19 protein-coding genes are annotated in these 23,135 nt (G+C 65.5%); 17 read left to right on the plus strand and 2 right to left on the minus strand.

The genetic code is table 11. From position 1 onward, the window contains the following. Positions 1–22: 22 nt before the first annotated feature. The 10 genes from HMPREF1224_RS29845 (at position 23) to HMPREF1224_RS44535 (ending at position 12,743) form a co-directional block, all read left to right on the plus strand. The gene (locus HMPREF1224_RS29845; RefSeq protein ID WP_003095946.1) at positions 23–874 is read left to right on the plus strand and encodes an ABC transporter permease; all 852 of its coding nucleotides are present in this window, start codon (positions 23–25) and stop codon (positions 872–874) included. Next, on the plus strand, positions 871–1,701 hold the full coding sequence (locus HMPREF1224_RS29850; RefSeq protein ID WP_003101756.1) for a quaternary amine ABC transporter ATP-binding protein: 831 nt from the start codon (positions 871–873) through the stop codon (positions 1,699–1,701). Before HMPREF1224_RS29845 ends, HMPREF1224_RS29850 begins: the two co-directional genes overlap by 4 nt. Further along, positions 1,698–3,230: an HAL/PAL/TAL family ammonia-lyase gene (gene hutH, locus HMPREF1224_RS29855; RefSeq protein WP_003101754.1), complete on the plus strand. Its 1,533-nt coding sequence runs from the start codon at positions 1,698–1,700 to the stop codon at positions 3,228–3,230. The genes HMPREF1224_RS29850 and hutH overlap by 4 nt, the downstream gene beginning before the upstream one ends. Then, the gene (hutI, locus tag HMPREF1224_RS29860; protein ID WP_003114456.1) at positions 3,227–4,435 is read left to right on the plus strand and encodes an imidazolonepropionase; all 1,209 of its coding nucleotides are present in this window, start codon (positions 3,227–3,229) and stop codon (positions 4,433–4,435) included. The genes hutH and hutI overlap by 4 nt, the downstream gene beginning before the upstream one ends. Beyond that, positions 4,428–5,228 carry an N-formylglutamate deformylase gene (hutG, locus tag HMPREF1224_RS29865; protein ID WP_003095940.1) on the plus strand — a complete coding sequence of 267 codons (801 nt, stop codon included), beginning with the start codon at positions 4,428–4,430 and terminating at the stop codon, positions 5,226–5,228. The genes hutI and hutG overlap by 8 nt, the downstream gene beginning before the upstream one ends. 270 nt (positions 5,229–5,498) lie before the next feature. Then, positions 5,499–7,871, plus strand: a complete 2,373-nt coding sequence (locus HMPREF1224_RS29870) for a type VI secretion system Vgr family protein (protein WP_003114455.1) — start codon at positions 5,499–5,501, stop codon at positions 7,869–7,871. Next, the gene (pldB, locus tag HMPREF1224_RS29875; protein WP_003114454.1) at positions 7,868–10,105 is read left to right on the plus strand and encodes a type VI secrection system-dependent phospholipase D effector PldB; all 2,238 of its coding nucleotides are present in this window, start codon (positions 7,868–7,870) and stop codon (positions 10,103–10,105) included. Before HMPREF1224_RS29870 ends, pldB begins: the two co-directional genes overlap by 4 nt. After that, entirely contained in the window at positions 10,106–10,987 is an 882-nt protein-coding gene (locus HMPREF1224_RS29880) for a tetratricopeptide repeat protein (RefSeq protein ID WP_003115526.1), read from the plus strand. An 8-nt stretch (positions 10,988–10,995) separates the two neighbouring features. Beyond that, complete coding sequence (locus HMPREF1224_RS29885; RefSeq protein ID WP_010895694.1) at positions 10,996–11,865, plus strand: tetratricopeptide repeat protein; 870 nt, start codon at positions 10,996–10,998, stop codon at positions 11,863–11,865. 8 nt (positions 11,866–11,873) lie between these two features. Then, complete coding sequence (locus HMPREF1224_RS44535) at positions 11,874–12,743, plus strand: tetratricopeptide repeat protein (protein WP_031799223.1); 870 nt, start codon at positions 11,874–11,876, stop codon at positions 12,741–12,743. Between the two features lie 62 nt (positions 12,744–12,805). On the opposite strand, the gene HMPREF1224_RS29890 is transcribed toward HMPREF1224_RS44535, so the two are convergent. Beyond that, positions 12,806–13,762, minus strand: a complete 957-nt coding sequence (locus HMPREF1224_RS29890) for a LysR family transcriptional regulator (protein WP_003095930.1) — start codon at positions 13,760–13,762, stop codon at positions 12,806–12,808. Positions 13,763–13,826: 64 nt separating this feature from the next. On the opposite strand from HMPREF1224_RS29890, the gene HMPREF1224_RS29895 reads away from it, so the two are divergent. From HMPREF1224_RS29895 to HMPREF1224_RS29905, 3 genes are read left to right on the plus strand one after another with little or no spacing between them, the layout of a single operon-like run. Then, entirely contained in the window at positions 13,827–15,077 is a 1,251-nt protein-coding gene (locus HMPREF1224_RS29895) for a D-amino acid dehydrogenase (protein WP_003095928.1), read from the plus strand. A gap of 24 nt (positions 15,078–15,101) precedes the next feature. Beyond that, entirely contained in the window at positions 15,102–15,452 is a 351-nt protein-coding gene (locus HMPREF1224_RS29900) for a RidA family protein (RefSeq protein ID WP_003095925.1), read from the plus strand. A gap of 42 nt (positions 15,453–15,494) precedes the next feature. Next, positions 15,495–16,394 carry a transporter substrate-binding domain-containing protein gene (locus HMPREF1224_RS29905; protein ID WP_003115039.1) on the plus strand — a complete coding sequence of 300 codons (900 nt, stop codon included), beginning with the start codon at positions 15,495–15,497 and terminating at the stop codon, positions 16,392–16,394. 4 nt (positions 16,395–16,398) lie between these two features. Here the strand turns inward: HMPREF1224_RS29905 and HMPREF1224_RS29910 are convergent, their stop codons facing one another. Continuing rightward, positions 16,399–16,875 (minus strand): NUDIX domain-containing protein, encoded by a 477-nt coding sequence (locus HMPREF1224_RS29910; protein ID WP_003095920.1) that lies wholly within the window; start codon positions 16,873–16,875, stop codon positions 16,399–16,401. Positions 16,876–17,056: 181 nt separating this feature from the next. Here HMPREF1224_RS29910 and pip point away from each other — a divergent pair, with 181 nt between their 5' ends. The 4 genes from pip to mdoH all read left to right on the plus strand — a co-directional run bounded on the left by pip (position 17,057) and on the right by mdoH (position 23,074). Continuing rightward, positions 17,057–18,028, plus strand: coding sequence for a prolyl aminopeptidase (gene pip, locus HMPREF1224_RS29915; RefSeq protein ID WP_003095918.1), 972 nt, complete (start codon positions 17,057–17,059; stop codon positions 18,026–18,028). Continuing rightward, positions 18,025–18,462: a D-aminoacyl-tRNA deacylase gene (gene dtd, locus HMPREF1224_RS29920; RefSeq protein WP_003103447.1), complete on the plus strand. Its 438-nt coding sequence runs from the start codon at positions 18,025–18,027 to the stop codon at positions 18,460–18,462. The genes pip and dtd overlap by 4 nt, the downstream gene beginning before the upstream one ends. 456 nt (positions 18,463–18,918) lie before the next feature. Further along, positions 18,919–20,496, plus strand: coding sequence for a glucan biosynthesis protein G (locus HMPREF1224_RS29925; protein WP_003095915.1), 1,578 nt, complete (start codon positions 18,919–18,921; stop codon positions 20,494–20,496). Next, the gene (gene mdoH / locus HMPREF1224_RS29930; protein WP_003103448.1) at positions 20,489–23,074 is read left to right on the plus strand and encodes a glucans biosynthesis glucosyltransferase MdoH; all 2,586 of its coding nucleotides are present in this window, start codon (positions 20,489–20,491) and stop codon (positions 23,072–23,074) included. Before HMPREF1224_RS29925 ends, mdoH begins: the two co-directional genes overlap by 8 nt. Positions 23,075–23,135: the final 61 nt, after the last annotated feature.

Consider the following 23,135-nt stretch of genomic DNA (forward strand, 5'->3'; position numbering starts at 1 on the left):
CCACGACCGACGAGAGCAGACCATGTTTCCCGAACGCCTGACATTTTCCATCGCCGACTGGGTCAACGCTTGGGTCGACGCCCTGGTGACCAACTACGGCGACCTGTTCCGCAAGATCTCCGACACCCTGCTGTGGGCCATCGTCAACCTCGAAGGGCTGCTCCGCGCCACGCCCTGGTGGCTGTTGCTGGCGATCGTCGCGGCGATCGCCTGGCACGCTACCCGGCGCCTGCTGCCGACCCTGGTGATTACCGGCCTGCTGTTCCTGGTCGGCGCCGTCGGCCTCTGGGACAAGCTGATGCAGACCCTCGCGCTGATGCTGGTGGCGACCTTCATCTCGGTGCTGATCGGCATCCCCCTGGGCATCCTCGCCGCGCGCAGCAACCGCCTGCGCGCGGTGCTGATGCCGCTGCTGGACATCATGCAGACCATGCCCAGCTTCGTGTACCTGATCCCGGTGCTGATGTTGTTCGGCCTGGGCAAGGTGCCGGCGATCTTCGCCACCGTGATCTATGCCGCGCCGCCGCTGATCCGCCTCACCGACCTGGGCATCCGCCAGGTCGACAGCGAGGTGATGGAGGCGGTCAACGCCTTCGGCGCCAACCGCTGGCAGCAGCTGTTCGGCGTGCAGTTGCCGCTGGCCCTGCCGAGCATCATGGCGGGGATCAACCAGACCACCATGATGGCCCTGTCGATGGTGGTGATCGCTTCGATGATCGGCGCCCGCGGCCTCGGCGAAGACGTACTGGTGGGCATCCAGACGCTGAACGTGGGCAAGGGCCTGGAAGCCGGCCTGGCGATCGTCATCCTCGCGGTGGTGATCGACCGCATCACCCAGGCCTATGGCCGTTCCCGGCACGAGACGAGCAAATGAGCGGTGCGCAGATGAACAAGATCGAAGTGAAGAACGTGTTCAAGATCTTCGGCCCGCGCGCCGATGCCGCGCTGGCCCTTATCCGCCAGGGACGCAGCAAGGGCGAAGTGCTGGCGCAGACCGGCTGCGTGGTCGGCGTCAACGACCTGTCGCTGACCATCGGTGCTGGCGAGATCTTCGTGATCATGGGCCTGTCGGGTTCCGGCAAGTCGACCCTGGTGCGCCATTTCAACCGCCTGATCGACCCCACCAGCGGCGAGATCCTGGTGGATGGCGAGGACATCCTGCGCTACGACATGGAAGCCCTCCGGCAATTCCGCCGGCGCAAGATCAGCATGGTGTTCCAGAGTTTCGGCCTGCTGCCGCACAAGAGCGTGCTCGACAATGTCGCCTACGGCCTGAAGGTTCGCGGCGAAAGCCGGGCGCAGTGCCACGAGCGGGCCCTGCACTGGATCGCCACGGTGGGCCTGAAGGGCTACGAGAAGTCCTATCCGCACCAGCTTTCCGGCGGCATGCGCCAGCGTGTCGGCCTGGCCCGCGCGCTGGCCGCCGACACCGAGATCATTCTCATGGACGAGGCCTTCAGCGCCCTCGACCCGTTGATCCGCGCGGACATGCAGGACCAGTTGCTGGAACTGCAGAAAACCCTGCACAAGACCATCGTCTTCATCACCCACGACCTCGACGAGGCGGTACGCATCGGCAACCGCATCGCGATCCTCAAGGACGGCCAACTGATCCAGGTCGGCACGCCACGGGAAATCCTCCACCAGCCGGCCGACGACTACGTCGACCGCTTCGTCCAGCGGCGGGTGGCGAACCTATGAGCGACCTACCGAGCGTCGTGTTCGGCGACGGCCCGCTGCGTTGGCAGGAACTGGTCGCGGTGGCCCGGCACGGTGCGCGCCTGGAACTGTCGGCGGCGGCCTGGGCACGGATCGACAACGCCCGCGCCATCGTCTGCCGTATCGTCGCCAACGGCGAGCGTGCCTACGGCATCAGTACCGGCCTCGGCGCGCTGTGCGACGTCCTGCTGGAAGGCGAGCAGCTCGCCGAGCTGTCGCGCAACACCTTGCTCAGCCATGCCTGCGGGGTCGGCGAGCCGCTGCGCGACGAACAGACCCGGGCGATCATCTGTGCCGCCGTCGCCAACTACAGCCAGGGCAAGTCCGGGCTCGACCGTTCGCTGGTGGAAGGGCTGCTGGCGCTGCTCAACCACGGGATTACCCCGCAGGTGCCGGCCCAGGGCTCGGTGGGCTACCTGACCCACATGGCGCACGTCGGCATCGCCCTGCTCGGCATCGGCGAGGTCAGCTACCGCGGCAGCGTCGTGCCGGCCGCCGCCGCGTTGGCGGCGGAAGGCCTGGCGACGGTGCGCCTGGGAGCCAAGGACGGGCTCTGCCTGGTCAACGGCACGCCGTGCATGACCGGCCTCGCCTGCCTGGCCCTGGACGACGCGCAGCGCCTGGCGCAGTGGGCCGACGTGATCGGGGCGATGAGCTTCGAGGCCCTGCGCGGCCAACTGGCGGCGTTCGACGCCGAGATCGTTGCGCTCAAGCCGCATCCCGGGATGCAGCGGGTCGCCGCCAATCTGCGGGCCTTGCTGGCTGGCAGCCAGGTGCTGGAGAACGCCCGCGGCATCCGCACCCAGGATGCCCTGAGCATCCGCTCGATACCGCAGATCCATGGCGCCTGCCGTGACCAGTTGGCCCACGCGGCGCGGCAGATAGAGACCGAACTCAACTCGGCCACCGACAACCCGCTGCTGCTGGGTACGCCGGAGGCCTACCGGGTGGTATCCCAGGCCAATCCCCACGGCGAATCGGTGGCGATGGCCGCCGACCTGCTGGCGATCGCCGTGGCCGAGCTGGGCGGGGTCGCCGAGCGGCGCCTGGATCGCCTGGTCAACCCGCTGGTCAGCGGCCTGCCGGCGTTCCTGGTGGGCAAGCCGGGAGTCAACTCGGGGATGATGATCACCCAGTACGTCGCCGCCTCCCTGGCCGGCGAGAACCGCCAGCTGGCGCAGCCGGCGGTGGTCGACAACTTCGTCACCTCGGCGCTCCAGGAGGACCACCTGAGCCTCGGCACCAGTGCCGCGCTCAAGCTTGGCAGGGCCCTGGAGAACCTCCGGCGGATCCTCGCCATCGAGTACCTGCTGGCCGCCCAGGCCTTCGAATTCCTCGCCCCGCAACGCTTCGGCCAGGGCACCGCGGCGGCCTGGGGCATCCTGCGCGAGCGCGTGCCCGCGTACGACACCGACCGCTGGCTGGCTCCCGACATCGCCAGCGCGGCGGCCATCCTCGGCGAGCGGAAGAGTCTCGCCCGGCTGGCCGCGAGCATAGGAGACCTGCAATGAAACGACTCTGGCAGCATTGCCATGCCGCCACCCTCAAGGGCGGCAAGTACTCGATCGTCGAGGACGCCGCCCTGGTCACCGACGGTCCGCTGATCCACTGGATCGGCCCGCGCGCCGAACTGCCGCCCGGCGACTACGCCGAACGCATCGACCTCGGTGGCGCCTGGCTGACCCCGGGGTTGATCGACTGCCACACCCACGCGGTGTTCGGCGGCAACCGCAGCGGCGAATTCGAGCAGCGCCTGGAGGGCGTCAGCTACGCCGAGATCGCCGCCGCCGGCGGCGGCATCGCCAGCACCGTACGCGCCACCCGCGAGGCCAGCGAGGAAGAATTGCTGGCCAGCGCGCGCAAGCGCCTGGAGCCCTTGCTGCGCGACGGCGTGACGGCGCTGGAGATCAAGTCCGGCTACGGCCTCGACCTGGCCAGCGAGCGCAAGATGCTACGAGTCATCCGCCGCCTCGGCGAACGCCTGCCGGCGACCGTGCGCAGCACCTGCCTGGCCGCCCATGCGCTACCGCCGGAATACGCCGGGCGCGCCGACGACTACATCGAGCATATCTGCTCGACGATGCTCCCCGCGCTGGCCGGGGAGGGACTGGTGGACGCGGTGGACGCCTTCTGCGAGCACCTGGCGTTTTCCCCGGCGCAGGTCGAGCGGGTATTCATCGCCGCCCGCGAGCTGGGCCTGCCGGTGAAGCTGCACGCCGAGCAGCTATCCTCGCTGCACGGTTCCAGCCTGGCGGCGCGCTACCGGGCTTTGTCGGCCGACCACCTGGAGTACATGACCGAGGACGACGCCCGCGCCATGGGCGAGGCGGGCACCGTCGCGGTGCTGCTGCCGGGCGCCTTCTACCTGCTGCGCGAGACCCAGCTGCCGCCGATCGATGCCCTGCGCCGGCACGGCGTGGCCATGGCCATTGCCAGCGATCTCAATCCCGGCACCTCGCCGGCGCTGTCGTTGCGCCTGATGCTGAACATGGCCTGTACCCTGTTCCGCCTGACCCCGGAGGAGACGCTGGCCGGTGTCACCCTGCACGCCGCCCGGGCGCTGGGGCTGGAAGCCAGCCACGGCAGCCTGGAGGTCGGCAAGCTGGCCGACTTCGTCGCCTGGGACATCGAGCGTCCGGCGGAGCTGGCCTACTGGCTGGGCGGCGATCTGCCGAAACGCGTCATTCGCCACGCCGAGGAGGTATACCGTGGATGAAGTCCTGAGTTTCAAGCGCGGCCGTGTGCCGCTACTGATCAGCATGCCGCACCCCGGCACGCGCCTGACCCCGGCGGTGGACGCCGGCCTGGTGGAGGAGGCGCGGGCGCTGACCGATACCGACTGGCACATTCCCCGGCTCTACGATTTCGCCGAGGAACTGGGCGCCAGCACCCTGGCTGCCCACTATTCGCGCTATGTGGTCGATCTCAACCGCCCTTCCGACGACAAGCCGCTGTACAGCACCGCCACTACCGGCCTGTATCCGGACACCCTGTTCGACGGCCGGCCGCTCTACCGCGAAGGCATGGCGCCGTCCGCCGAGGAACGCATGCGCTACCTGGCCGAAGTGTGGACGCCCTACCACCGGACCATCGCCGAGGAACTGGCGCGGCTGAAGGCCGAGTTCGGCTACGCGCTGCTCTGGGACGCCCACTCGATCCGTTCCCACGTGCCGCACCTGTTCGACGGCCGACTGCCCGACTTCAATCTCGGCACCAACGCCGGCGCCAGTTGCGATCCAGCGCTGGCGGCCCGCCTGGAGGCGGTCTGCGCTGCCGCCGAAGGCTACAGCCATGTGCTCAACGGGCGCTTCAAGGGCGGCCACATCACCCGCCACTACGGCCAGCCGGAGCAGCACGTCCATGCCGTCCAGCTGGAGCTGGCGCAGTGCACCTACATGGACGAGCAGGCCCCGTTCGCTTACCGCGCGGACCTCGCCGAAGCGACCCGCGCAGTCATCCGCGAACTGCTGGAAAGCCTCCTCGCCTGGGGTCGCGAGCGCTACGCCTGAGGTGCTCGGAGGCGGCGGACGCCTGGCCCGTCCTGGCGGACGTGAAGGCCGCGGATGGGGTGGGGCGTCCGCGTCGGCATTCTGGAAATTTTCTGTTACAAATTTATTGAGGTCAGCGTTGATGCGGCCGGGAGGCCGAGTGCGCAAAGAGTTGCACAACTGTTCTCCTCTATCCTCTCGGCCAGCATTTCCATCGCGCGGGCGCACGCGCGTCGCGCCCGGAACCGAATACGCCAGGAACGCACGGCTGCGTTTCCAAGAGGACAGTGAATGTTCGCCCCCGCCAACCAGACGCACTTCAGCCTTCGCATCGAAAACCTCCGGCACGACTTCCAGGTACTCGCCTTCCGCGGTCGCGAAGCCATCAGCCAGCCCTTTCGCTTCGACCTGGAACTGGTCAGCGAGCGATCCGACCTGGACCTCGACGCGCTGCTGCACCAGCCGGCCTTCCTGATCCTCTCGCCGAGCGGGCAAGGGGTCCACGGACAGCTCACCAGCATCGCCCAGGGGGACTCCGGCAAGCGCCTGACCGGCTATCGCGCGACCCTGGAGCCGCGCCTGGCCTACCTGGGGCTGTGCAGCGACCAACGCATCTTCCAGCGCCTCAGCGTGCCGGAAATCATCGGTCGGGTGCTGGAGGGCCACGGCATTCTCGCCGACGCCTACCGCTTCCAGCTGGGTCCGACGCCGTACCCGGCCCGCGAATACTGCACGCAGTACGACGAAACCGACCTGGCGTTCCTCAGCAGGCTCTGCGAGGAGGAGGGCATCCATTACCACCATGAGTTTTCTGCCCAGGGCCATGTGCTGGTCTTCGGCGACGACCAGACCTCCTTTCCGCGGCTGCAACGCCCCGTCGCCTACGTGCAGGACGCCGGGCTGGTCGCCGACCAGCCGGTGGTCAAGCGCTTCGGCGTGCGCTTCGACACCCGTGCCAGCCGGGTTACCCGGCGCGACTACGACTTCGAGCAACCCGCGTTGCAGATGCAGGCCGCCCATGGCCCGCAGCCCGGGGCGCAGCAACCGGACCTGGAGGACTACGACTATCCCGGCCGCTTCACCCACCGCGAGCGCGGCAAGCACCTGAGCCATCGCGCGCTGGAACGGCATCGCGCCGACTACCTACAGGCCAGGGGCGAAAGCGACGAACCGGCGCTGCTCAGCGGACACTTCCTGACGCTGTCCGCGCATCCCCGCGGCGAATGGAACGATCTCTGGCTGCTTACCGAGGTTCTCCACGAAGGGCGGCAGCCGCAGGTACTGGAAGAGTCGATCGACAGCGACGTCGCGCAGGGCCAGGGCGATTTCCGCCAGGGCTATCGCAACCATTTCGTCGCCACTCCCTGGAGCGCGCATTTCCGCCCCCCGCTGGAGCATCCCAGGCCACGCGTGCTGGGCTGCCAGACAGCGGTCGTGACCGGCCCCGCCGGCGAGACCATCCACTGCGACCAATACGGCCGGGTCAAGGTGCAGTTCTTCTGGGATCGCCTCGGCCAGGCCGACGACAACACCAGTTGCTGGTTGCGCGTCGCCTCCAACTGGGGGGGCAAGCGCTATGGCGGCGTCGCCATCCCGCGGGTGGGCATGGAAGTCCTGGTGGGTTTCCTGGAGGGCGATCCGGATCAGCCGCTGGTCACCGGCTGCCTCTACCACAGCGAAAACCGGGTGCCCTACGAGCTGCCGCAGAACAAGACCCGCAGCGTTTTCAAGACCGACAGCTACCCCGGCGGCGGCGGTTTCAACGAACTGCGCATCGAGGACCGCAAGGGCCAGGAACAGATCTTCGTCCACGCCCAGCGCGACTGGGACGAGAACATCGAGCACGACCAGAAGATCCGCGTCGGCCACGAGCGCCACGACACGGTCGAGGGCGATAGCTACAGCGAGTTCAGGGCCGAGGAACAGCGCACGGTCCATGCCGACCGCAAGGTCGAACTGAAGGCGGCCGACCACCTCAGCGTCGCCGACGCGTTGCACCTGAGGATCGGCACCGGCCAGTTCGTCGAGGCGGGCGACGAGATCCATTTCAAGGCCGGCGACAAGGTAGTGATCGAGGCAGGCATGGAGCTGACCCTAAAGGGCGGTGGCAGCTTCGCCAGGCTCGACCCGGGCGGTGTCACCCTCGACGGCGCCCAGGTGATGATCAACAGCGGCGGCAGCCCCGGCATCGGTAGCGGCGTTCGCGCGCTGTCGCCGCTGCAACCGCTCGCGGCCGACGCCGCGGCGGCGGGAGGCGCCTTGTTGGGAGCCATCGCCCAGAAGATCGGCGAAGCGCCGCAGAAACTCCTACGTTTCGAACTCAGTCCGTTGCCCGGCGTGGCATCGGCGGCCAGGCAACCGTATCGGCTCTACGCCAACGGTGCCTTCAAGGAGGAGGGCATCGCCGACGAAGGCGGCGCAATCAGCTTCGAACCGCTTCCGGGCGAACGCACCTATCGCATCGAGACCGCCAATGGCCACGCCTACGAGGTGGAGATGGTCGACCAGCCGGACGCACTGCAGGCCGACGATCGGCTCGCCCAGCAGGGGTTCCGTGACTACCGGGCGGAAATGCCCCAGCACAAGCCGCGTTCCGCCCCGGACGCCTACCGGCGCGACGCCTCGCGGCCCGGCGCCGCCGACAAGGATGAGCCCACGCCATGAGCGACCTGTACAAACCGCAAACCCTCAAGCTGTACGCGCAACAGGCCGGCAGCGTCCGGCTGACCCTCGACTGGTTCGCCAACAAGGCCTTCTACCCACCGCGCGCGGGTGTGCACATCAAGCCGCTGATCAATGGCCAGGCGGCCTTCGACGCGGTGCATGCGGCGATGGAAGCGGCCCGGCACAGCATCGACATCATCACCTGGGGCTTCGACCCGGCCATGCGCTTCAAGCGCCCCGACGGACCGCGAATCGGCGAATTGCTGCAGACGAAGGGCCGCGAAGGAGTGCAGGCGCGGGTGCTGGTCTGGAGCAACCAGCTCGCCAGGCTCAAGGAAAACACCATCCCCGGGGCCGGCGTCGGCGGTTCCGGCGGCACCTGGGTGGGCTCGGGCGTCGCCAGCGGCAGTGCGGTGGACAACGAGGTGCTGCGGCTGGAGCAGCGGCGCCAGCATAACCTCAACCTCATCGCGCGGCAGCAGGAAGCCCTGGAGCGCTCGGAACGGCTGCACCGCGAAGGCAGGCTGCCGAGCTTCGACCCGCGGGGCGCCGCCCACGCGCGGACGCGCATCGCCGAGCTGGAGGCGGAGAACGCCGAGATCCAGCGCACTCTCGACAGCAGCGGGGCCCAGGGCTACGGCGGCAAGCGCGGTTCCGGCGGCACCCGCCAGGATCCCTGGGGGCAGATATTCACCCGCGACTGGTTCAAGGCGGTACGCGGCGGTGGGTTGCAGAACGTCGAGTTCCGTACCCGCGACTTCGAGCAGACGGCCAGGCCGGTGATGAACGGCGAGCAGGTGCGCCTCGTCAACGGGCGGCTGCAAAGCCTGATCCACCTGCTGCGCGCCGATGGCATCGACGACCTGGGCATCGGCCAGTTGCTGGTACTCACCCAGTTCGCCAGCCATCACCAGAAGATGGTCCTGGTCGACTATGGCAGCCCGCAGGCCATCGGCTTCGTCATGGGTCACAACATGCACCGCAACTACTGGGACACCAGCGCCCACCTGTTCGACGACCGCGCCGCCGGTCGCGATCCCGGGTTCGGGCCCTGGCAGGATATCTCCATGCAGGTCCAGGGCCCGGTGCTGGCCGACCTCAGCCGCAACTTCAGCGAGGCCTGGGATCTCGAGACGCCGTGGTACAAGCGCTGGTTCTCGACGCCATCGCTGACCGCCGAGCGCGACGCCTTGCCGCTGCCGAAGATCGCCACGCCCGCCAGCAACAGCGTCGCGCAGATTTGCCGAACCCAGCCGCAGGACGACGAGCGCTCGATCCTGGAGCACTATCTCAAGGCCCTGGGCAATGCCACCGACTACGTCTACATGGAAAACCAGTACTTCCGTTATGCCGGCTTCGCCGAGCGCCTGCGGAAGACTGCGCAGGTGCGCAAGGCCCGGGGCGTGCCCGGCGACCTGTACCTGTTCGTCGTGACCAACACCCCCGACTCCAGCGACGCCTCGAAGACCACCTACGACATGATGAAAGGCCTGGGCCAGGAGCAACTGATGCCGCAGGTACAGCGCGACCTGGCGCATGACTTGCGGGAAAAGCGGGAGCAGTTGAAGCAGGTCAGGGAAAACCTACATCCCGATCCCTATGTCCGGCGCGGCCAGGAAAACAACATCGAACGGCTGGAGCGCAAGATCGAGGCGCTCGAAGAGAAAGGCGTGACGCCGGAAGTCGAGCAACGCCTCGGCGATCTCGGCGCGCAGGAGATTCCCGGACTGGCGAAGAACACCGGCGAGGACGACAAGCCCTATCAACTCGTCGAAGTACCCGGCCTCAAGGTGGTCGTCGCCACCCTGGCCACCAGCGACCCTGCCCCCGGCAGCCCGCCGCCAGCGCGCCTGTCCGCCGAAGCCGAGGCCGCCCTCGGGGCGCCGCCGCTGAAGGCGCGCTACAAGCACATCTACGTGCACTCCAAGCTGCTGCTGGTGGATGACCTCTATACCCTGCTCAGCTCGGCCAATATCAATGTCCGCAGCATGCATGGCGACAGCGAGTTGGGGGTTGCCCAGCCCAATCCGGATTTGGCGAGGGCGATGCGGGAGGAGTTGTGGGAGCTACATGCCCAGAAAGTGGCTACGACAACCGAAAAAAACTTCAAACTCTGGAATCAGAAAATGGATGCGAATTGGAGACAGCAACGTAAAGACGAGCCTTTGGTAGCTAACTTGCTTCGCTTCTGGGATGTCGTGACACCTTATAGCCCCGGTCTCACGGTGGACTGAATGATGCGTCCATTATGTTTTTTTCTCTTGATTTTTTTGTTGTCGGGAAATCCTGTCATGGCGGCTGAACTACGACCTTTTATATGCGTTAACGAAAAAGACCACTTGCCATCTCTAGATCCTCAGGCTGATGCATGGTATCGGGAGGCAGTAGCTCTCGCCAAGCCCGATACCCTGCGTCCCTGGGATCGTATCGTCGATCTATACAGTAAGGCAGTTGAGCGTGGTCACTGGAAGGCTATGCATAACTTGGCGAGCCTCTATCGTACCGGTTGGCCAGGCGGTGTGGAGAAGGATACTCAGAAAGCTCTAGATCTCTACCAGAAGATGATCGATTTGAAGGTTCCTCAAGGTTTCTACGATATGGCGGCAATGATCGGAAATCGTGCTGGCGTCAAGAATCCTGCGACTGATGGACTTACCTTTCTCGATAAGGCTGCAAGCTTGGGTAATCCACCAGCATTAACTGAGTTAGGAAGGCTATATATATATGTTGCTGGTCAGGATGAGTTGGGGCTGAAATATACGAACTGTGCTGCAGGCCAGGGCTATGCTCCTGCCAATTACGAGTTGGCGATGTACTATCGTTTGGTGGCACATAACTACCCAAAGGCGGCAGGCTATTACCTTCTTGCTGCAAGCCAAGGAAATGATGATGCTGCCTTCTTCATGTCCGGAGTTTTTGATAAGACTAGTCCCGATGTTGACAGAATGTGGTACGCCCCCGATGAGAAGCTGCACAAACTATATGATGGTATTTACGATCAACTTGCCGCTGATCCTGATTTGCGTTTTCCCAACTTGATAAAGGACCATCCTCTGCCTCCTCACCCGACCCAGGGCTACGACGCAGATCGGCCCGACTGGAAACCGGGGCAGTGATGCGGCTGATGGCTATTGGACTTTGGGCCGTGCTCTGTCTTGCAGGCGTCCCCGTGATGGCCAACAGCAAACCATTTGTCTGCGCTAATGAAAAAGACCATCTGCCGCCGTTGGATCCGCAAGCCGATGCTTGGTACCGCGAAGCAGCAGCCTTGGCCAAGCCCGATACTCTGCGGCCCTGGGGCCGTATCGTCGAGATTTACAGCAAGGCAGTGGAGCGCGGTCATTGGAAGGCCATGCATAATTTGGCGAATCTTTATCGTACAGGGTGGCCCGGAGGAGTAGAAAAAGATCCGCAGAAGGCATTGGATCTCTATCAAAAGATGATAGATCTGGATGTGCCTCAGGGGTTCTATGATATGGGGGCAATGATTGGTAATCGTGCCGGTGTTAAGAACCCTGCTACCGATGGTCTGACCTTCTTGGATAAAGCCGCTAGTTTGGGGAACCCGCCAGCACTGACCGAGTTGGGTAAACTCTATATTTATGTGGCCAAGGAAAAGGAATTGGGGCTGGCGTATGCCAGTTGTGCTTCCAGTCAAGGTTATGCTCCGGCGAGCTATGAGCTTGGAAGCTACTATGAGTTGGTTGAAAATAATTATCCAAAGGCACTTAGCTACTATCAAGTCTCCGTCTCTCAAGGCGGCAGGAGTGCAGCCTTTTTTCTCTCGCGCGTCTTCGGAAAGAGGACGCCTCCTTCAAGTGCAATGTGGTATACGCCGGATGAAAAGCTTGAGAAATTCTACTACTCCCTCTATCTGCAAATTGATGCCGACCCCGATCTTCGTTTTCCCAATTTGGTAAAATATAACCCCTTGCCACCCCACCCCGTCCAGGGCTACGACGCAGCTCGACCCGACTGGAAGCCGGGTCAGTGATTCGGCTAATGGCTATTGGAATATGGGCTGTACTTTGTCTCGCAGCAGTTCCCGCTATGGCTGACAGCAAGCCTTTTGTCTGCGTTAACGAAAAGGACCATCTACCCCCTCTGGACCCGCAGGCCGATGCTTGGTATCGCGAAGCGGCGACCCTGGCCAAGCCCGATACCTTGCGTCCGTGGCCTCGTATCGTCGGGTTGTACAGCAAGGCGGCCGAGCGCGGCCACTGGAAGGCCATGCACAACTTGGCGAATCTTTATCGTACAGGGTGGCCCGGAGGAGTAGAAAAAGATACGCAGAAGGCATTGGATCTCTATCAAAAGATGATAGATCTGGATGTGCCTCAGGGGTTCTATGATATGGGAGCAATGATTGGAAATCGCGCCGGGGTTAAAAACCCTGCAACTGACGGACTTACTTTCCTTGATAAGGCTGCTAGCCTAGGAAATCCGCCGGCACTAACTGAGCTAGGTAAGTTTTATATATATGTGGCCAAAAAAAAGGATTTGGGGTTGGCGTATACTCACTGTGCTGCTAGTCAGGGTTATGCGCCGGCTAGTTATGAGCTGGGGGCGTATTACAAGATAGTAGAGCACAATTTCCCAAAGGCACTGGTTTATTATCAGGTGTCAGTCTCTCAGGGGGGCAAGAGTGCGGCTTTTTTCCTATCACGAGTCTTCGGAAGTGAGACTCCCCCTGCAAGTGCAATGTGGTACGCCCCCGACGAAAAGTTGCGAGAAGCGTATTATTCAATCTACAAAAAGCTTGAAGCTGACCCCGACTTACGTTTCCCCAATCTGATAGAGGACTATCCTCTGCCTCCTCATCCCACCCAGGGCTACGACGCGGACCGCCCAGACTGGAAGCCGGAGCGGTAAGTACGCGAGGCGTGGGCCAGAACGACGTCCAAGGTTTCCAGCGGCAGGCCAGGCGGCAAATGCTACATCTGCACGGCCCGCAAACGCTCCTCGGCCTGGCGGGCGAGCATCCGCAGCAGCGGAGCGAGGGTGTGCGGCGGGGTTTCGTCGGCGCGGGTGATGGCGTAGAGGGTGACCGGGAAGGCCGGGCTCAATGGGCGGATTGCGGTGCTGTGCGGGTCGGCGCCGAGGGCGGTGAAGGGATCGACCAGCGCCAGGCCGGCCCCAGCCTCCACCAGGGCGCGGGCGAGGGCGTAGGTCTGCACGGCGATCTTCACCTGCGGCGGTGGCTCCACGGCGCTGAGGTAATCCTCCAGGCGGGCGAACAGCGGGTCGGCGGTGGACAGCCCGATCAGCGCTTCGCCGGCCAGCCCGGCCAGGCTCAGCGGCTGCCGGCGTTCCGCTTCGGGCCAGTGTTCGCGCGGCGCCAGGGCCACCAATACGCCGCTGGCGATGGCTTCGCCGCGCAGGCCGGGGTGTTCCGGCTGCTTCAGGCTCAGGGCCAGGTCCAGTTCGCGCATCAGCAGGCCCTGCACCAGCTCGCGCGAATGCAAGGTGGCCAGTTCGCAGCCGCTCTGCGGATAGCGCGCGCTCCATTCGCCGATCGCCCGCGGCAGCAGCGACAGCGCCAGGGCCGGGGTGGCGCCGATGCGCAGGCTGTGGCCCGGCTGGCGCCGCAGGTTCTGCGCCAGGCGCCGCACGGCCTGCAGGCTATCGCTGAGCTTGGCCACTTCGCGCTCCAGTTCCAGCGCTTCCGGAGTCGCCAGCAGCTTGCCGCGCACTCGCAAGAACAGCGGGAAGCCCAGTTGCTGCTCGGCGTGCTGCAGGACCTTGCTCACCGCCGGTTGGGACACGTGCAGCAACTGTGCGGCGCCGCTGACCGAGCCAGCCTGGCGGATCGCCTGGAACACTTCGATATGGCGGAGCTTCATCGGCGCGAGCCCATAACCTGGATTTATACCCTGGCCATCTTTATTCATTGTCCTACCGCTGTCATCCGCGCCTATCGTCGAAGCCCTGGAAAACACCTGGATAACGATTGTCATGGCTCAGCGGGTTTGCATCATCGGCGCCGGCGTGGTCGGCCTGGCCACGGCCTACGCCCTGGTTCGCGAAGGATTCGACGTGACCCTGGTGGAAGCGCGCGAGCGGGGCGGGCTGGAAACCAGCTACGCCAATGGCGGGCAGTTGTCCTATCGCTACGTGGCGCCATTGGCAGACAGCGGCGTGCCGGCCCAGGCGCTCGGCTGGCTGCTGCGCAACGATGCGCCGTTGCGCCTGCGGCCGCGTCTTGATCCGGCGCAGTGGCGCTGGCTGCTGGGCTTCCTCGCGGCCTGCCGCGGCTCGCTGAACCGCCGCAATGCCGCGCACCTGCTGCGCCTGGCATTGCTCAGCCAGCGCACCCTGCAGGACTGGCGCGAGGAGGATGGCCTCGATGGCTTCGACTGGCGGCGCAACGGCAAGCTGGTGGCGTTTCGCCAACCGGCCAGCTTTGCGCGGGCCCGCCAGGGCCTGGCCGATCCTTCGGCGCAATTCGTCCTGACCGCCGCCGAGTGCCTCGCGCTGGAGCCGGCCCTGTCCGCCGCGCCCTTTGTCGGCGGCATCCACACGCCGGACGAGGAGGTCGCCGACTGCCATGCCTTCTGCGTGCAACTTGCCGAGCGCCTGCAGGCTTCCGGACATTGCCGGCAACTGCATGGCCGCAGGGTGACGAAGATCGTCGAGGGCGGTGCGGCGGTGCGTGGCGTCGAGGTCGGCGGCGATCTCATCGAGGCCGATCATGTGGTGCTGGCCGCCGGCTACCGCAGCGCCGAATTGATGCTGCCGGGCCTGCGCCTGCCGCTATACCCGCTCAAGGGCTATAGCCTGACCCTGCCGGTCGGCGCGCAGCACCGCGCGCCGGATACCAGCATCACCGATTACGACCGCAAGATCGTCTACGCGCGGATCGGCGAGCGGCTGCGGATCGCCGCGATGGTCGACATCGTCGGCTTCGACCCCGGCCTCGAGCCCGCGCGCCTGGCACTGCTGCGCCAGCAGGCGCGGGACACGTTCCCGCAGGGCGGCGATTTCGACGCTGCCGTCGAATGGGCCGGCATGCGCCCGGCCACGCCCACCGGGGTACCGCTGGTGGGCAACGGCGGCTACCGCAACCTCTGGCTCAACCTCGGCCACGGCGCGCTCGGCTTCACCCTGGCCTGCGGCAGCGGGCGCCTGCTGGCCGAGCAGATCGGCCGCCGCCCGCCGAGCATCGATACCACTGGCCTGCTGCCGCGCGGCGCGCTGGCTGGCTGATCCCCCCTCGACTGGAGCACTCCCATGGAACCGACCCGTATCGCCACCAACGACCGCCTGTCCGCCGCGGTCTGCTTCGACGCCCTGGTATTTCTTTCCGGCCAGGTGCCGGGCCAGGCCGAGGATATCCATGGCCAGACCCGCGAGGTGCTGGCGAAGATCGACGCGCTGCTGGCCGAGGCCGGGTCGCGCAAGGAGCGTATCCTCAGCGCGACCATCTACCTGAAGGACATCGCCCGCGATTTCGCCGCCCTGAACGAGGTCTGGACCCAGTGGTTGCCGACCGGCCAGGCACCCAGCCGGACCACCGTCCAGGCGGAGCTGGCGCGTCCGTCGGTGCTGGTGGAGATCACCGTGGTGGCGGCCAGGGGCTGACTTACTTTCCATAGCCATAAGAAAAAAGAGGCAGAACCTCCGATGAAAACCCTTGTATCCAGCACTTTCGCACTCTCCCTGTCGCTCGCCATCGGCGCCGCGCAGGCCGAGGAACTCAGCGGCACCCTGAAGAAGGTTGCCGACAACGGCACGATAACCCTGGGTTATCGCGATGCCTCGGTGCCTTTCTCCTACCTTGGCGATAACAGCGGCCAGCCCATGGGCTATTCGGTGGAACTGGCCGGCAAGGTGGTGGAGCGGCTCAAAAGCACCCTCGGCAAGCCGGAACTCAAGGTGAAGTACAACCTGGTCACTTCGCAGACTCGCATCCCGCTGGTGCAGAACGGCACCGTCGACCTGGAGTGCGGCTCCACCGGGGTCACCGCCGAGCGGCAGAAACAGGTGGCGTTCTCCTACGGCTTCATCTACGTCAAGGGCCAGTTGCTGACCCGCAAGGACAGCGGCATCGCCCACTTCGACGACCTCAAGGGCAAGAACGTGGTGACCACCGCCGGCACCACCAACGAGCGCTACCTGAAGAACTACAACGCCGAACACAAGCTGGGGATGAACGTGGTCAGCGCCAAGGACCACGGCGAAGCCTTCCAGATGCTGCAATCGGGTCGCGCGGTGGCTTTCTACATGGACGATGCGCTGCTCTACGGCGAACGCGCCAAGGCGCGCCAGCCGCACGACTGGGTGGTGGTCGGCGAGCCGCAATCGCGGGAGATCTACAGCTGCATGGTGCGCAAGGACGACCCGCAGTTCCTTGCCCTGGTCAACGAGACCCTGGCCGGGCTGTATCGCTCGGGCGAGATACAGGGCATCTACCAGCGCTGGTTCCAGCAGCCGATCCCGCCCAAGGGGCTGAACCTGGAGTTCCCCATGACCGCGGAGCTGAAGGCGATCCTCGAGAACCCCACCAGCGATCCGGTGCAGTGAGCGTCTAGCGCTGCAGGCCAAGGTGGCGGATCGACGGCGTCGGCGCGTCCAGGCGCGACCAGACGTCGTCGGCCAGTTCGGCCGGATAGAAAGACGGCAGGCCAGGCAGTTCGTCGCGGGCGATCCAGCCGACCTCGCGGATATCGAACTCGTCGCCGCCCAGGCCCTTCAGGTTGGCCAGGGTCGGCTCGCCACGCCAGGCGTCGATGCGGTAGAACAGCTCCATGTGGAAGCGCCCGGCGGCGGGTTCGGCGAATTCGCGCACGTAGACCAGCGGGCCGACGTCCACCCGCAGGCCGGTCTCCTCGAAAAACTCGCGCCGGACGGTATCCTTCGTCGATTCGTCGCATTCCGACTCGAAGCCGCCGCCGGGCGGAATCCAGTAGATGTCGCCGCCGACCTCGTGGCGGACCAGCAGAATGCGTTGCTCCACCACCAGCAGGCCGGCGGCGCGGATACGGTGTCGCAAGGCCTCGGCCATGCTCGTTCTCCCGGCGCCAGGCGCCGTTGCTTGGATTGATGGTTTTCCGTCTACCGGGGCGGACATGAAAGCCGCTCGGTTTTTTTCCCGGCGCCGAAGTATCATGCGCGGCAGAGCAAAGGACGGGCCCCGCTGTCGACGTTTGCGCCGGGGGCCGAACACATCGCCTCGGGAGCGCATCATGCTAGTTCTGTATCCGGAAATTAAACCCTACGCTCGCCACGAGCTGGCCGTCGACGAACCGCATGTGCTGTATGCCGACGAAAGCGGTTCGCCGGACGGACTGCCGGTCGTCTTCGTCCACGGCGGCCCCGGCTCCGGTTGCGATGCCCTGTCGCGTCGCTTCTTCGATCCCAACCTCTACCGTATCGTCACCTTCGACCAGCGCGGTTGCGGCCGTTCCACGCCCCACGCCAGCCTGGAGAAGAACAGCACCTGGGAGCTGGTGGCGGACATGGAGCGCCTGCGCGAGCACCTGGGTATCGAGAAGTGGGTGCTGTTCGGCGGTTCCTGGGGCTCGACCCTGTCGCTGGCCTACGCGCAGACCCATCCCGAGCGGGTCCATGCGCTGATCCTGCGCGGCATCTTCCTCTGCCGTCCGCAGGACATCCACTGGTTCTACCAGGAAGGCGCCAGCCGCCTGTTCCCCGACTATTGGGAAGACTATGTCGCGCCGATCCCGCCGGAAGAGCGCGGCGACCTGCTGGCGGCCTTCCACAAGCGCCTGACCGGTAGCGACCAGATCGCCCAGATGCACGCCGCCAAGGCCTGGTCGACCTGGGAGGGCCGCACCGCCACGCTGCGCCCCAACCCCATGGTGGTGGACCGCTTCACCGAGCCGGGCAGGGCGCTGTCGATCTCGCGCATCGAGAACCACTTCTTCGTCAACCAGGGCTTCCTCAGGCCCAACCAGTTGCTCGAGGACATGCACCGCATCGCCCATCTGCCTGGCGTGATCGTGCATGGCCGCTACGACGCCATCTGTCCGCTGGACAATGCCTGGGCCCTGCACCAGGCCTGGCCGAACAGCGAACTGCAGATCATCCGCGACGCCGGGCATACCGCCAGCGAGCCGGGGATAGTCGATGCGCTGGTGCGCGCCACCAACGAGATCGGCCGGCGACTGCTCGACCTGCCGCCGGAGGCCGAATGAAGGCATTGCTGCAGCGCGTCGGCGCGGCGCGGGTGGAGGTTGGCGGCGAAATCGTCGGCTCCATCGATCGCGGCCTGCTGGTGCTGGTCGGGGTCGAGCCCGAGGATGGCGAGCGTTGCGCGGCGAAGATGCTGCACAAGCTGCTCAACTACAGGGTGTTCGGCGACGACGAGGGCAAGATGAACCGGTCCTTGCTGGACGTGCAGGGCGGCTTGCTGCTGGTCTCGCAATTCACCCTGGCGGCGAACACCCGCAGCGGACTGCGTCCGAGCTTCTCCAGCGCGGCGCCGCCGGCGCAAGGAGAGGCGGTGTTCGAGCACCTGGTGAAACTGGCGCGGGAGGCCTATCCGCAGGTGGCGACCGGGCGTTTCGGCGCCGACATGCAGGTGCACCTGGTCAACGACGGGCCGGTGACCTTCCTGCTGGAGAGTTGATCGGCGTCGAGGGGATTTTCCCCAAGGTGCTTCAGGGAGGGATGGCGGGGCCGGAACGGTGAATTTTTGTGACAGATACATGGCCTTTTGTCACAACCTCGGTGCATCATCCGCACGCCGATTTCATGCTGTACAGGACAGGCCGGCCGGCATCCCGATGCCGGGCGGGGCGTCCTGCAACCCAATGGACGGGAATCATTCCGCCCGGGCAGGGTCGGAACCTCTGGGGTCGCTAGCCGACGAGCGGCATGCCCCCTGGTCTTCCAGGCCCGGTGCACGTAACGCGAATGACTGGAAACAGGCATTCTTTTTGTCAGATCGCGCCAAATCTGGCTATCTATCGGGTTTGGCAGCGAATGTGGCGAAACCATGTTCGACCGGCACTCCGGTGCCGTCGGAGACCCCTGAACGGTCAGGGCGTCTTCAGTAATTCATGTTCACGGACGAGGGGGCCTCGTGATTTTCCGTTCCGTTTCAAACACCGATTTCCGCGCCCGCGTGCGCACCCTGCTGCTTGCCGGCTCGACCGCGCTGGCATTCGTCGCCGCCCCGGTATGGGCGTTCAGCATCGACGACGTGGCGAGCAAGGCCAAGGACCTGGCCGGCGACAAGTATTCCGCGCCGACCAGCAACCTGCCATCGGAATTCAGCGAAATGAAATTCGCCGATTACCAGCAGATCCGTTTCATCAACGAGCGCGCCTACTGGGGCAAGCTGAAGACGCCGTTCAAGCTGAGCTTCTATCACCAGGGCATGCACTTCGACACGCCGGTGAAGATCAACGAGGTGACCGCTACCACGGTCAAGCCGATCAAGTACGATCGCACCAAGTTCGATTTCGGATCCCTGAAGTTCGACGAGAATGCCACCAAGGATCTCGGCTATGCCGGTTTCCGCGTGCTCTATCCGATCAACAAGGCCGACAAGCAGGACGAGATCGCCACCTTCCTTGGCGCGAGCTACTTCCGCGTGGTCGGCAAGGGCCAGGTCTACGGTCTGTCGGCGCGCGGCCTGGCGATCGATACCGCGCTGCCTTCGGGCGAAGAGTTCCCGCGCTTCCGCGAATTCTGGATCGAGCGGCCGAAGGCGCAGGACAAGCAACTGGTGATCTACGCCCTGCTCGACTCGCCGCGGGCCACCGGCGCCTACCGCTTCGTGCTGCGTCCGGGCAAGGATGCGGTGATGGATGTCCAGGCCCGCGTGTTCCTCCGCGACAAGGTCAGCAAGCTGGGCCTGGCGCCGCTGACCAGCATGTACCTGTTCGGCTCCAACCAGCCGTCCGAGCAGCACAACTTCCGGCCCGAGCTGCATGACTCCAGCGGCCTGCAGATCCATGCCGGCAACGGCGAGTGGCTGTGGCGTCCGCTGAACAATCCGAAGCACCTGTCGGTGAGCACCTTCAGCGTGGAGAACCCGAAAGGCTTCGGCCTGCTCCAGCGCGGCCGCGAGTTCTCCCGCTACGAAGACCTGGATGACCGCTACGACCTGCGTCCGAGTGCCTGGATCGAGCCGAAGGGCGACTGGGGCAAGGGCACCGTGGAACTGGTGGAAATCCCGACCCCGGACGAAACCAACGACAATATCGTCGCGTTCTGGAACCCCGAGACCCAGCCTGAGGTCGGAAAGCCGCTGGACTTCGCCTACCGCCTGCACTGGACCATGGATGAAGACGAGCTGCACGACCCGAAATCCTCCTGGGTCAAGCAGACCATGCGCTCGGTCGGCGACGTGAAGCAGAAGAACCTGATCCGCCAGCAGGACGGCAGCACCGCCCTGGTCGTCGACTTCGAAGGGCCGGCCCTGAAGGACCTGGCGCCGGACGCGCCGGTGACCACCCAGGTCAGCACCGACAGCAACGCCGAGGTGGTGGAGAACAGCCTGCGTTACAACCCGGTCCTGAAAGGCTGGCGCCTGACGCTGCGGATCAAGGTCAAGGATCCGAAGAAGCCGGTGGAAATGCGCGCGGCGCTGGTCGACGAGGCGCAGAAGCCACTGAGCGAAACCTGGAGCTATCAGCTGCCTGCCGATGAATAACCCATCCACTACGAAAGCACCGCTGGCCGACTACCTCGCTCATCTTCCCCTGGCGGAAGAGGAGCGGGAGCGGCTTGGCGAGTCCGCTTCCTTCTCCGAGCTGCACGCTCGCCTGGCGGGAGCGGAAGGCGCCGCTGCCGATGCCGGGGGCGATCCCGCCCTGGCCTCGGTACGCGCCCGCCTGCAGCTGGGCACCCCTGAGCTGGACGACGCCGAGATGTTCGGCGTCGACGCCCAGGGTCGCACCTTCCTCAAGATTTCCCCGCCGATCCGCCGTACCAAGGTGATTCCCGAGCCCTGGCGCACCAACATCCTGGTGCGCGGCTGGCGTCGGCTGACCGGACGCAGCAACCCGCCCAAGCCCAAGCGTGCCCTGCCGCGGGCCCGCTGGCAGCGGGTCGGCTCGCTGCGCCGGTTCATCCTGCTGTTGTTGATGCTGGCGCAGACCTCGGTCGCCACCTACTACATGAAAGGCATCCTGCCCTACCAGGGCTGGGCCTTCGTCGACCTGGAGGAGCTGGCCCAGCAGAGCCTGCTGGATACCGTCCAGCAGGTGCTGCCCTATGTCATCCAGTTCGGCATCCTGGCGCTCTTCGCGATCCTCTTCTGCTGGGTCTCGGCCGGCTTCTGGACCGCGCTGATGGGCTTCTGGGAGCTGCTCACCGGGCGTGACCGCTACCGGATCTCCGGCAGCAGCGCCGGCAGCGAGCCGATCGCCGCCGACGCCCGCACGGCGATCGTCATGCCGATCTGCAACGAAGACGTGCCGCGGGTATTCGCCGGCCTGCGGGCGACCGTCGAGTCGATGGCCGCCACCGGCGAGATGGAGCGCTTCGACTTCTTCGTCCTCAGCGACACCAACGACCCGGATATCGCCGTCGCCGAGCAGCAGGCCTGGCTCGAGCTGTGCCGCGAGACCAAGGGCTTCGGCAAGATCTTCTACCGTCGCCGCCGGCGCCGGGTGAAGCGCAAGAGCGGCAACATCGACGACTTCTGCCGGCGCTGGGGCGGCGACTACCGCTACATGGTGGTGATGGACGCCGACAGCGTGATGAGCGGCGACTGCCTGGCCAAGCTGGTACGCCTGATGGAGGCCAATCCTGAGGCGGGGATCATCCAGACCGCGCCGAAGGCGTCCGGCATGGACACCCTGTATGCGCGCATGCAGCAGTTCGCCACCCGCGTCTACGGCCCGCTGTTCACCGCCGGCCTGCACTTCTGGCAACTCGGCGAGTCGCACTACTGGGGCCACAACGCGATCATCCGCATGCAGCCCTTCATCGACCACTGCGCCCTGGCGCCGTTGCCGGGCAAGGGCTCGTTCGCCGGCGCGATCCTGTCCCACGACTTCGTCGAGGCTGCGTTGATGCGCCGTGCCGGCTGGGGCGTGTGGATCGCCTACGACCTCGACGGCAGCTACGAAGAACTGCCGCCGAACCTGCTCGACGAACTCAAGCGCGACCGCCGCTGGTGCCACGGCAACCTGATGAACTTCCGCCTGTTCCTGGTCAAGGGCATGCACCCGGTGCACCGCGCGGTGTTCCTCACCGGGGTCATGTCCTACCTGTCGGCGCCGTTGTGGTTCTTCTTCCTGGTGCTTTCCACCGCGCTGCTGGCGGTGCACCAACTGATGGAGCCGCAGTACTTCCTGGAACCGCGGCAGCTGTTCCCGATCTGGCCGCAGTGGCATCCGGAGAAGGCCATCGCGTTGTTCTCCACCACCCTGACCCTGTTGTTCCTGCCCAAGCTGCTCAGCGTAATGCTGATCTGGGCCAAGGGCGCCAAGGGTTTCGGCGGGGTGATCCGGGTGACCCTGAGCATGCTCCTGGAGATGTTCTTCTCGGTGCTGCTGGCGCCGGTGCGCATGCTCTTCCACACCCGCTTCGTGCTGGCCGCCTTCCTCGGCTGGTCGGTGCAGTGGAACTCGCCGCAGCGCGACGACGACGCCACGCCCTGGAGCGAGGCGATCCGCCGGCACGGCATGCAGACCCTGCTGGGTATCGCCTGGACCCTGCTGGTGGCCTGGCTCAACCCGCGCTTCCTGTGGTGGCTGTCGCCGATCGTCGGTTCGCTGATCCTGTCGATCCCGGTATCGGTGATCTCCAGCCGGGTGAAGCTGGGCCTGCGCGCCCGCGACGAAAAGCTGTTCCTGATCCCGGAGGAGTACGACACGCCGCGCGAGCTGCGCGCCACCGACGAGTACACCTACGAGAACCGCTGGCATGCGCTCAAGGATGGCTTCCTCAAGGCCGCCGTCGATCCGTTGCTCAACGCCCTGGCCTGCGCCATGGGCACGGCTCGCCACAACCGTGCGCAGGCCATCGAGACGGTGCGTGGCGAGCGTATCGGCAAGGCCATCGATAAGGGCCCGGAACAGCTCGACGGCGCCACGCGCCTGGCTCTGTTGAGTGACCCGGTAGCACTTTCGCGCCTGCATACGCGGGTCTGGGAAGAGGACCGCGACGACTGGCTCGGCCGCTGGCGCAAGGCCGAGGCGGACGACCCCCACGCCGCCAGCGTACCGCTGGCCCAGGTAGTGCCCGGCGACGCCGGCCTGCTGCCCGCCGCCCAGTCCTGATCCCATGCCCCCGGCGGAACGCCGCCGGGGGCATGGTCTGTTTCTTGCCTGTTTTCCCCGT

Origin of the sequence: Pseudomonas sp. P179, from assembly GCF_000478485.2 — a bacterium.
In the GTDB taxonomy this organism is placed as follows: domain Bacteria; phylum Pseudomonadota; class Gammaproteobacteria; order Pseudomonadales; family Pseudomonadaceae; genus Pseudomonas; species Pseudomonas aeruginosa.

What these genes read in the sequence shown, in the direction of transcription:
- HMPREF1224_RS29890 (WP_003095930.1), bottom strand. Translation starts at nt 13,762, where the DNA reads ATGAATAAAGATGGCCAGGGTATAAATCCAGGTTATGGGCTCGCGCCG.
- hutI (WP_003114456.1), top strand. Translation starts at nt 3,227, where the DNA reads ATGAAACGACTCTGGCAGCATTGCCATGCCGCCACCCTCAAGGGCGGC.
- HMPREF1224_RS29845 (WP_003095946.1), top strand. Translation starts at nt 23, where the DNA reads ATGTTTCCCGAACGCCTGACATTTTCCATCGCCGACTGGGTCAACGCT.
- pldB (WP_003114454.1), top strand. Translation starts at nt 7,868, where the DNA reads ATGAGCGACCTGTACAAACCGCAAACCCTCAAGCTGTACGCGCAACAG.
- dtd (WP_003103447.1), top strand. Translation starts at nt 18,025, where the DNA reads ATGAAGGCATTGCTGCAGCGCGTCGGCGCGGCGCGGGTGGAGGTTGGC.
- mdoH (WP_003103448.1), top strand. Translation starts at nt 20,489, where the DNA reads ATGAATAACCCATCCACTACGAAAGCACCGCTGGCCGACTACCTCGCT.
- HMPREF1224_RS29910 (WP_003095920.1), bottom strand. Translation starts at nt 16,875, where the DNA reads ATGGCCGAGGCCTTGCGACACCGTATCCGCGCCGCCGGCCTGCTGGTG.
- HMPREF1224_RS29905 (WP_003115039.1), top strand. Translation starts at nt 15,495, where the DNA reads ATGAAAACCCTTGTATCCAGCACTTTCGCACTCTCCCTGTCGCTCGCC.
- HMPREF1224_RS29850 (WP_003101756.1), top strand. Translation starts at nt 871, where the DNA reads ATGAGCGGTGCGCAGATGAACAAGATCGAAGTGAAGAACGTGTTCAAG.
- hutH (WP_003101754.1), top strand. Translation starts at nt 1,698, where the DNA reads ATGAGCGACCTACCGAGCGTCGTGTTCGGCGACGGCCCGCTGCGTTGG.
- pip (WP_003095918.1), top strand. Translation starts at nt 17,057, where the DNA reads ATGCTAGTTCTGTATCCGGAAATTAAACCCTACGCTCGCCACGAGCTG.
- HMPREF1224_RS29870 (WP_003114455.1), top strand. Translation starts at nt 5,499, where the DNA reads ATGTTCGCCCCCGCCAACCAGACGCACTTCAGCCTTCGCATCGAAAAC.
- HMPREF1224_RS29895 (WP_003095928.1), top strand. Translation starts at nt 13,827, where the DNA reads ATGGCTCAGCGGGTTTGCATCATCGGCGCCGGCGTGGTCGGCCTGGCC.
- HMPREF1224_RS29885 (WP_010895694.1), top strand. Translation starts at nt 10,996, where the DNA reads ATGGCTATTGGACTTTGGGCCGTGCTCTGTCTTGCAGGCGTCCCCGTG.
- HMPREF1224_RS29880 (WP_003115526.1), top strand. Translation starts at nt 10,106, where the DNA reads ATGATGCGTCCATTATGTTTTTTTCTCTTGATTTTTTTGTTGTCGGGA.
- HMPREF1224_RS29900 (WP_003095925.1), top strand. Translation starts at nt 15,102, where the DNA reads ATGGAACCGACCCGTATCGCCACCAACGACCGCCTGTCCGCCGCGGTC.
- HMPREF1224_RS44535 (WP_031799223.1), top strand. Translation starts at nt 11,874, where the DNA reads ATGGCTATTGGAATATGGGCTGTACTTTGTCTCGCAGCAGTTCCCGCT.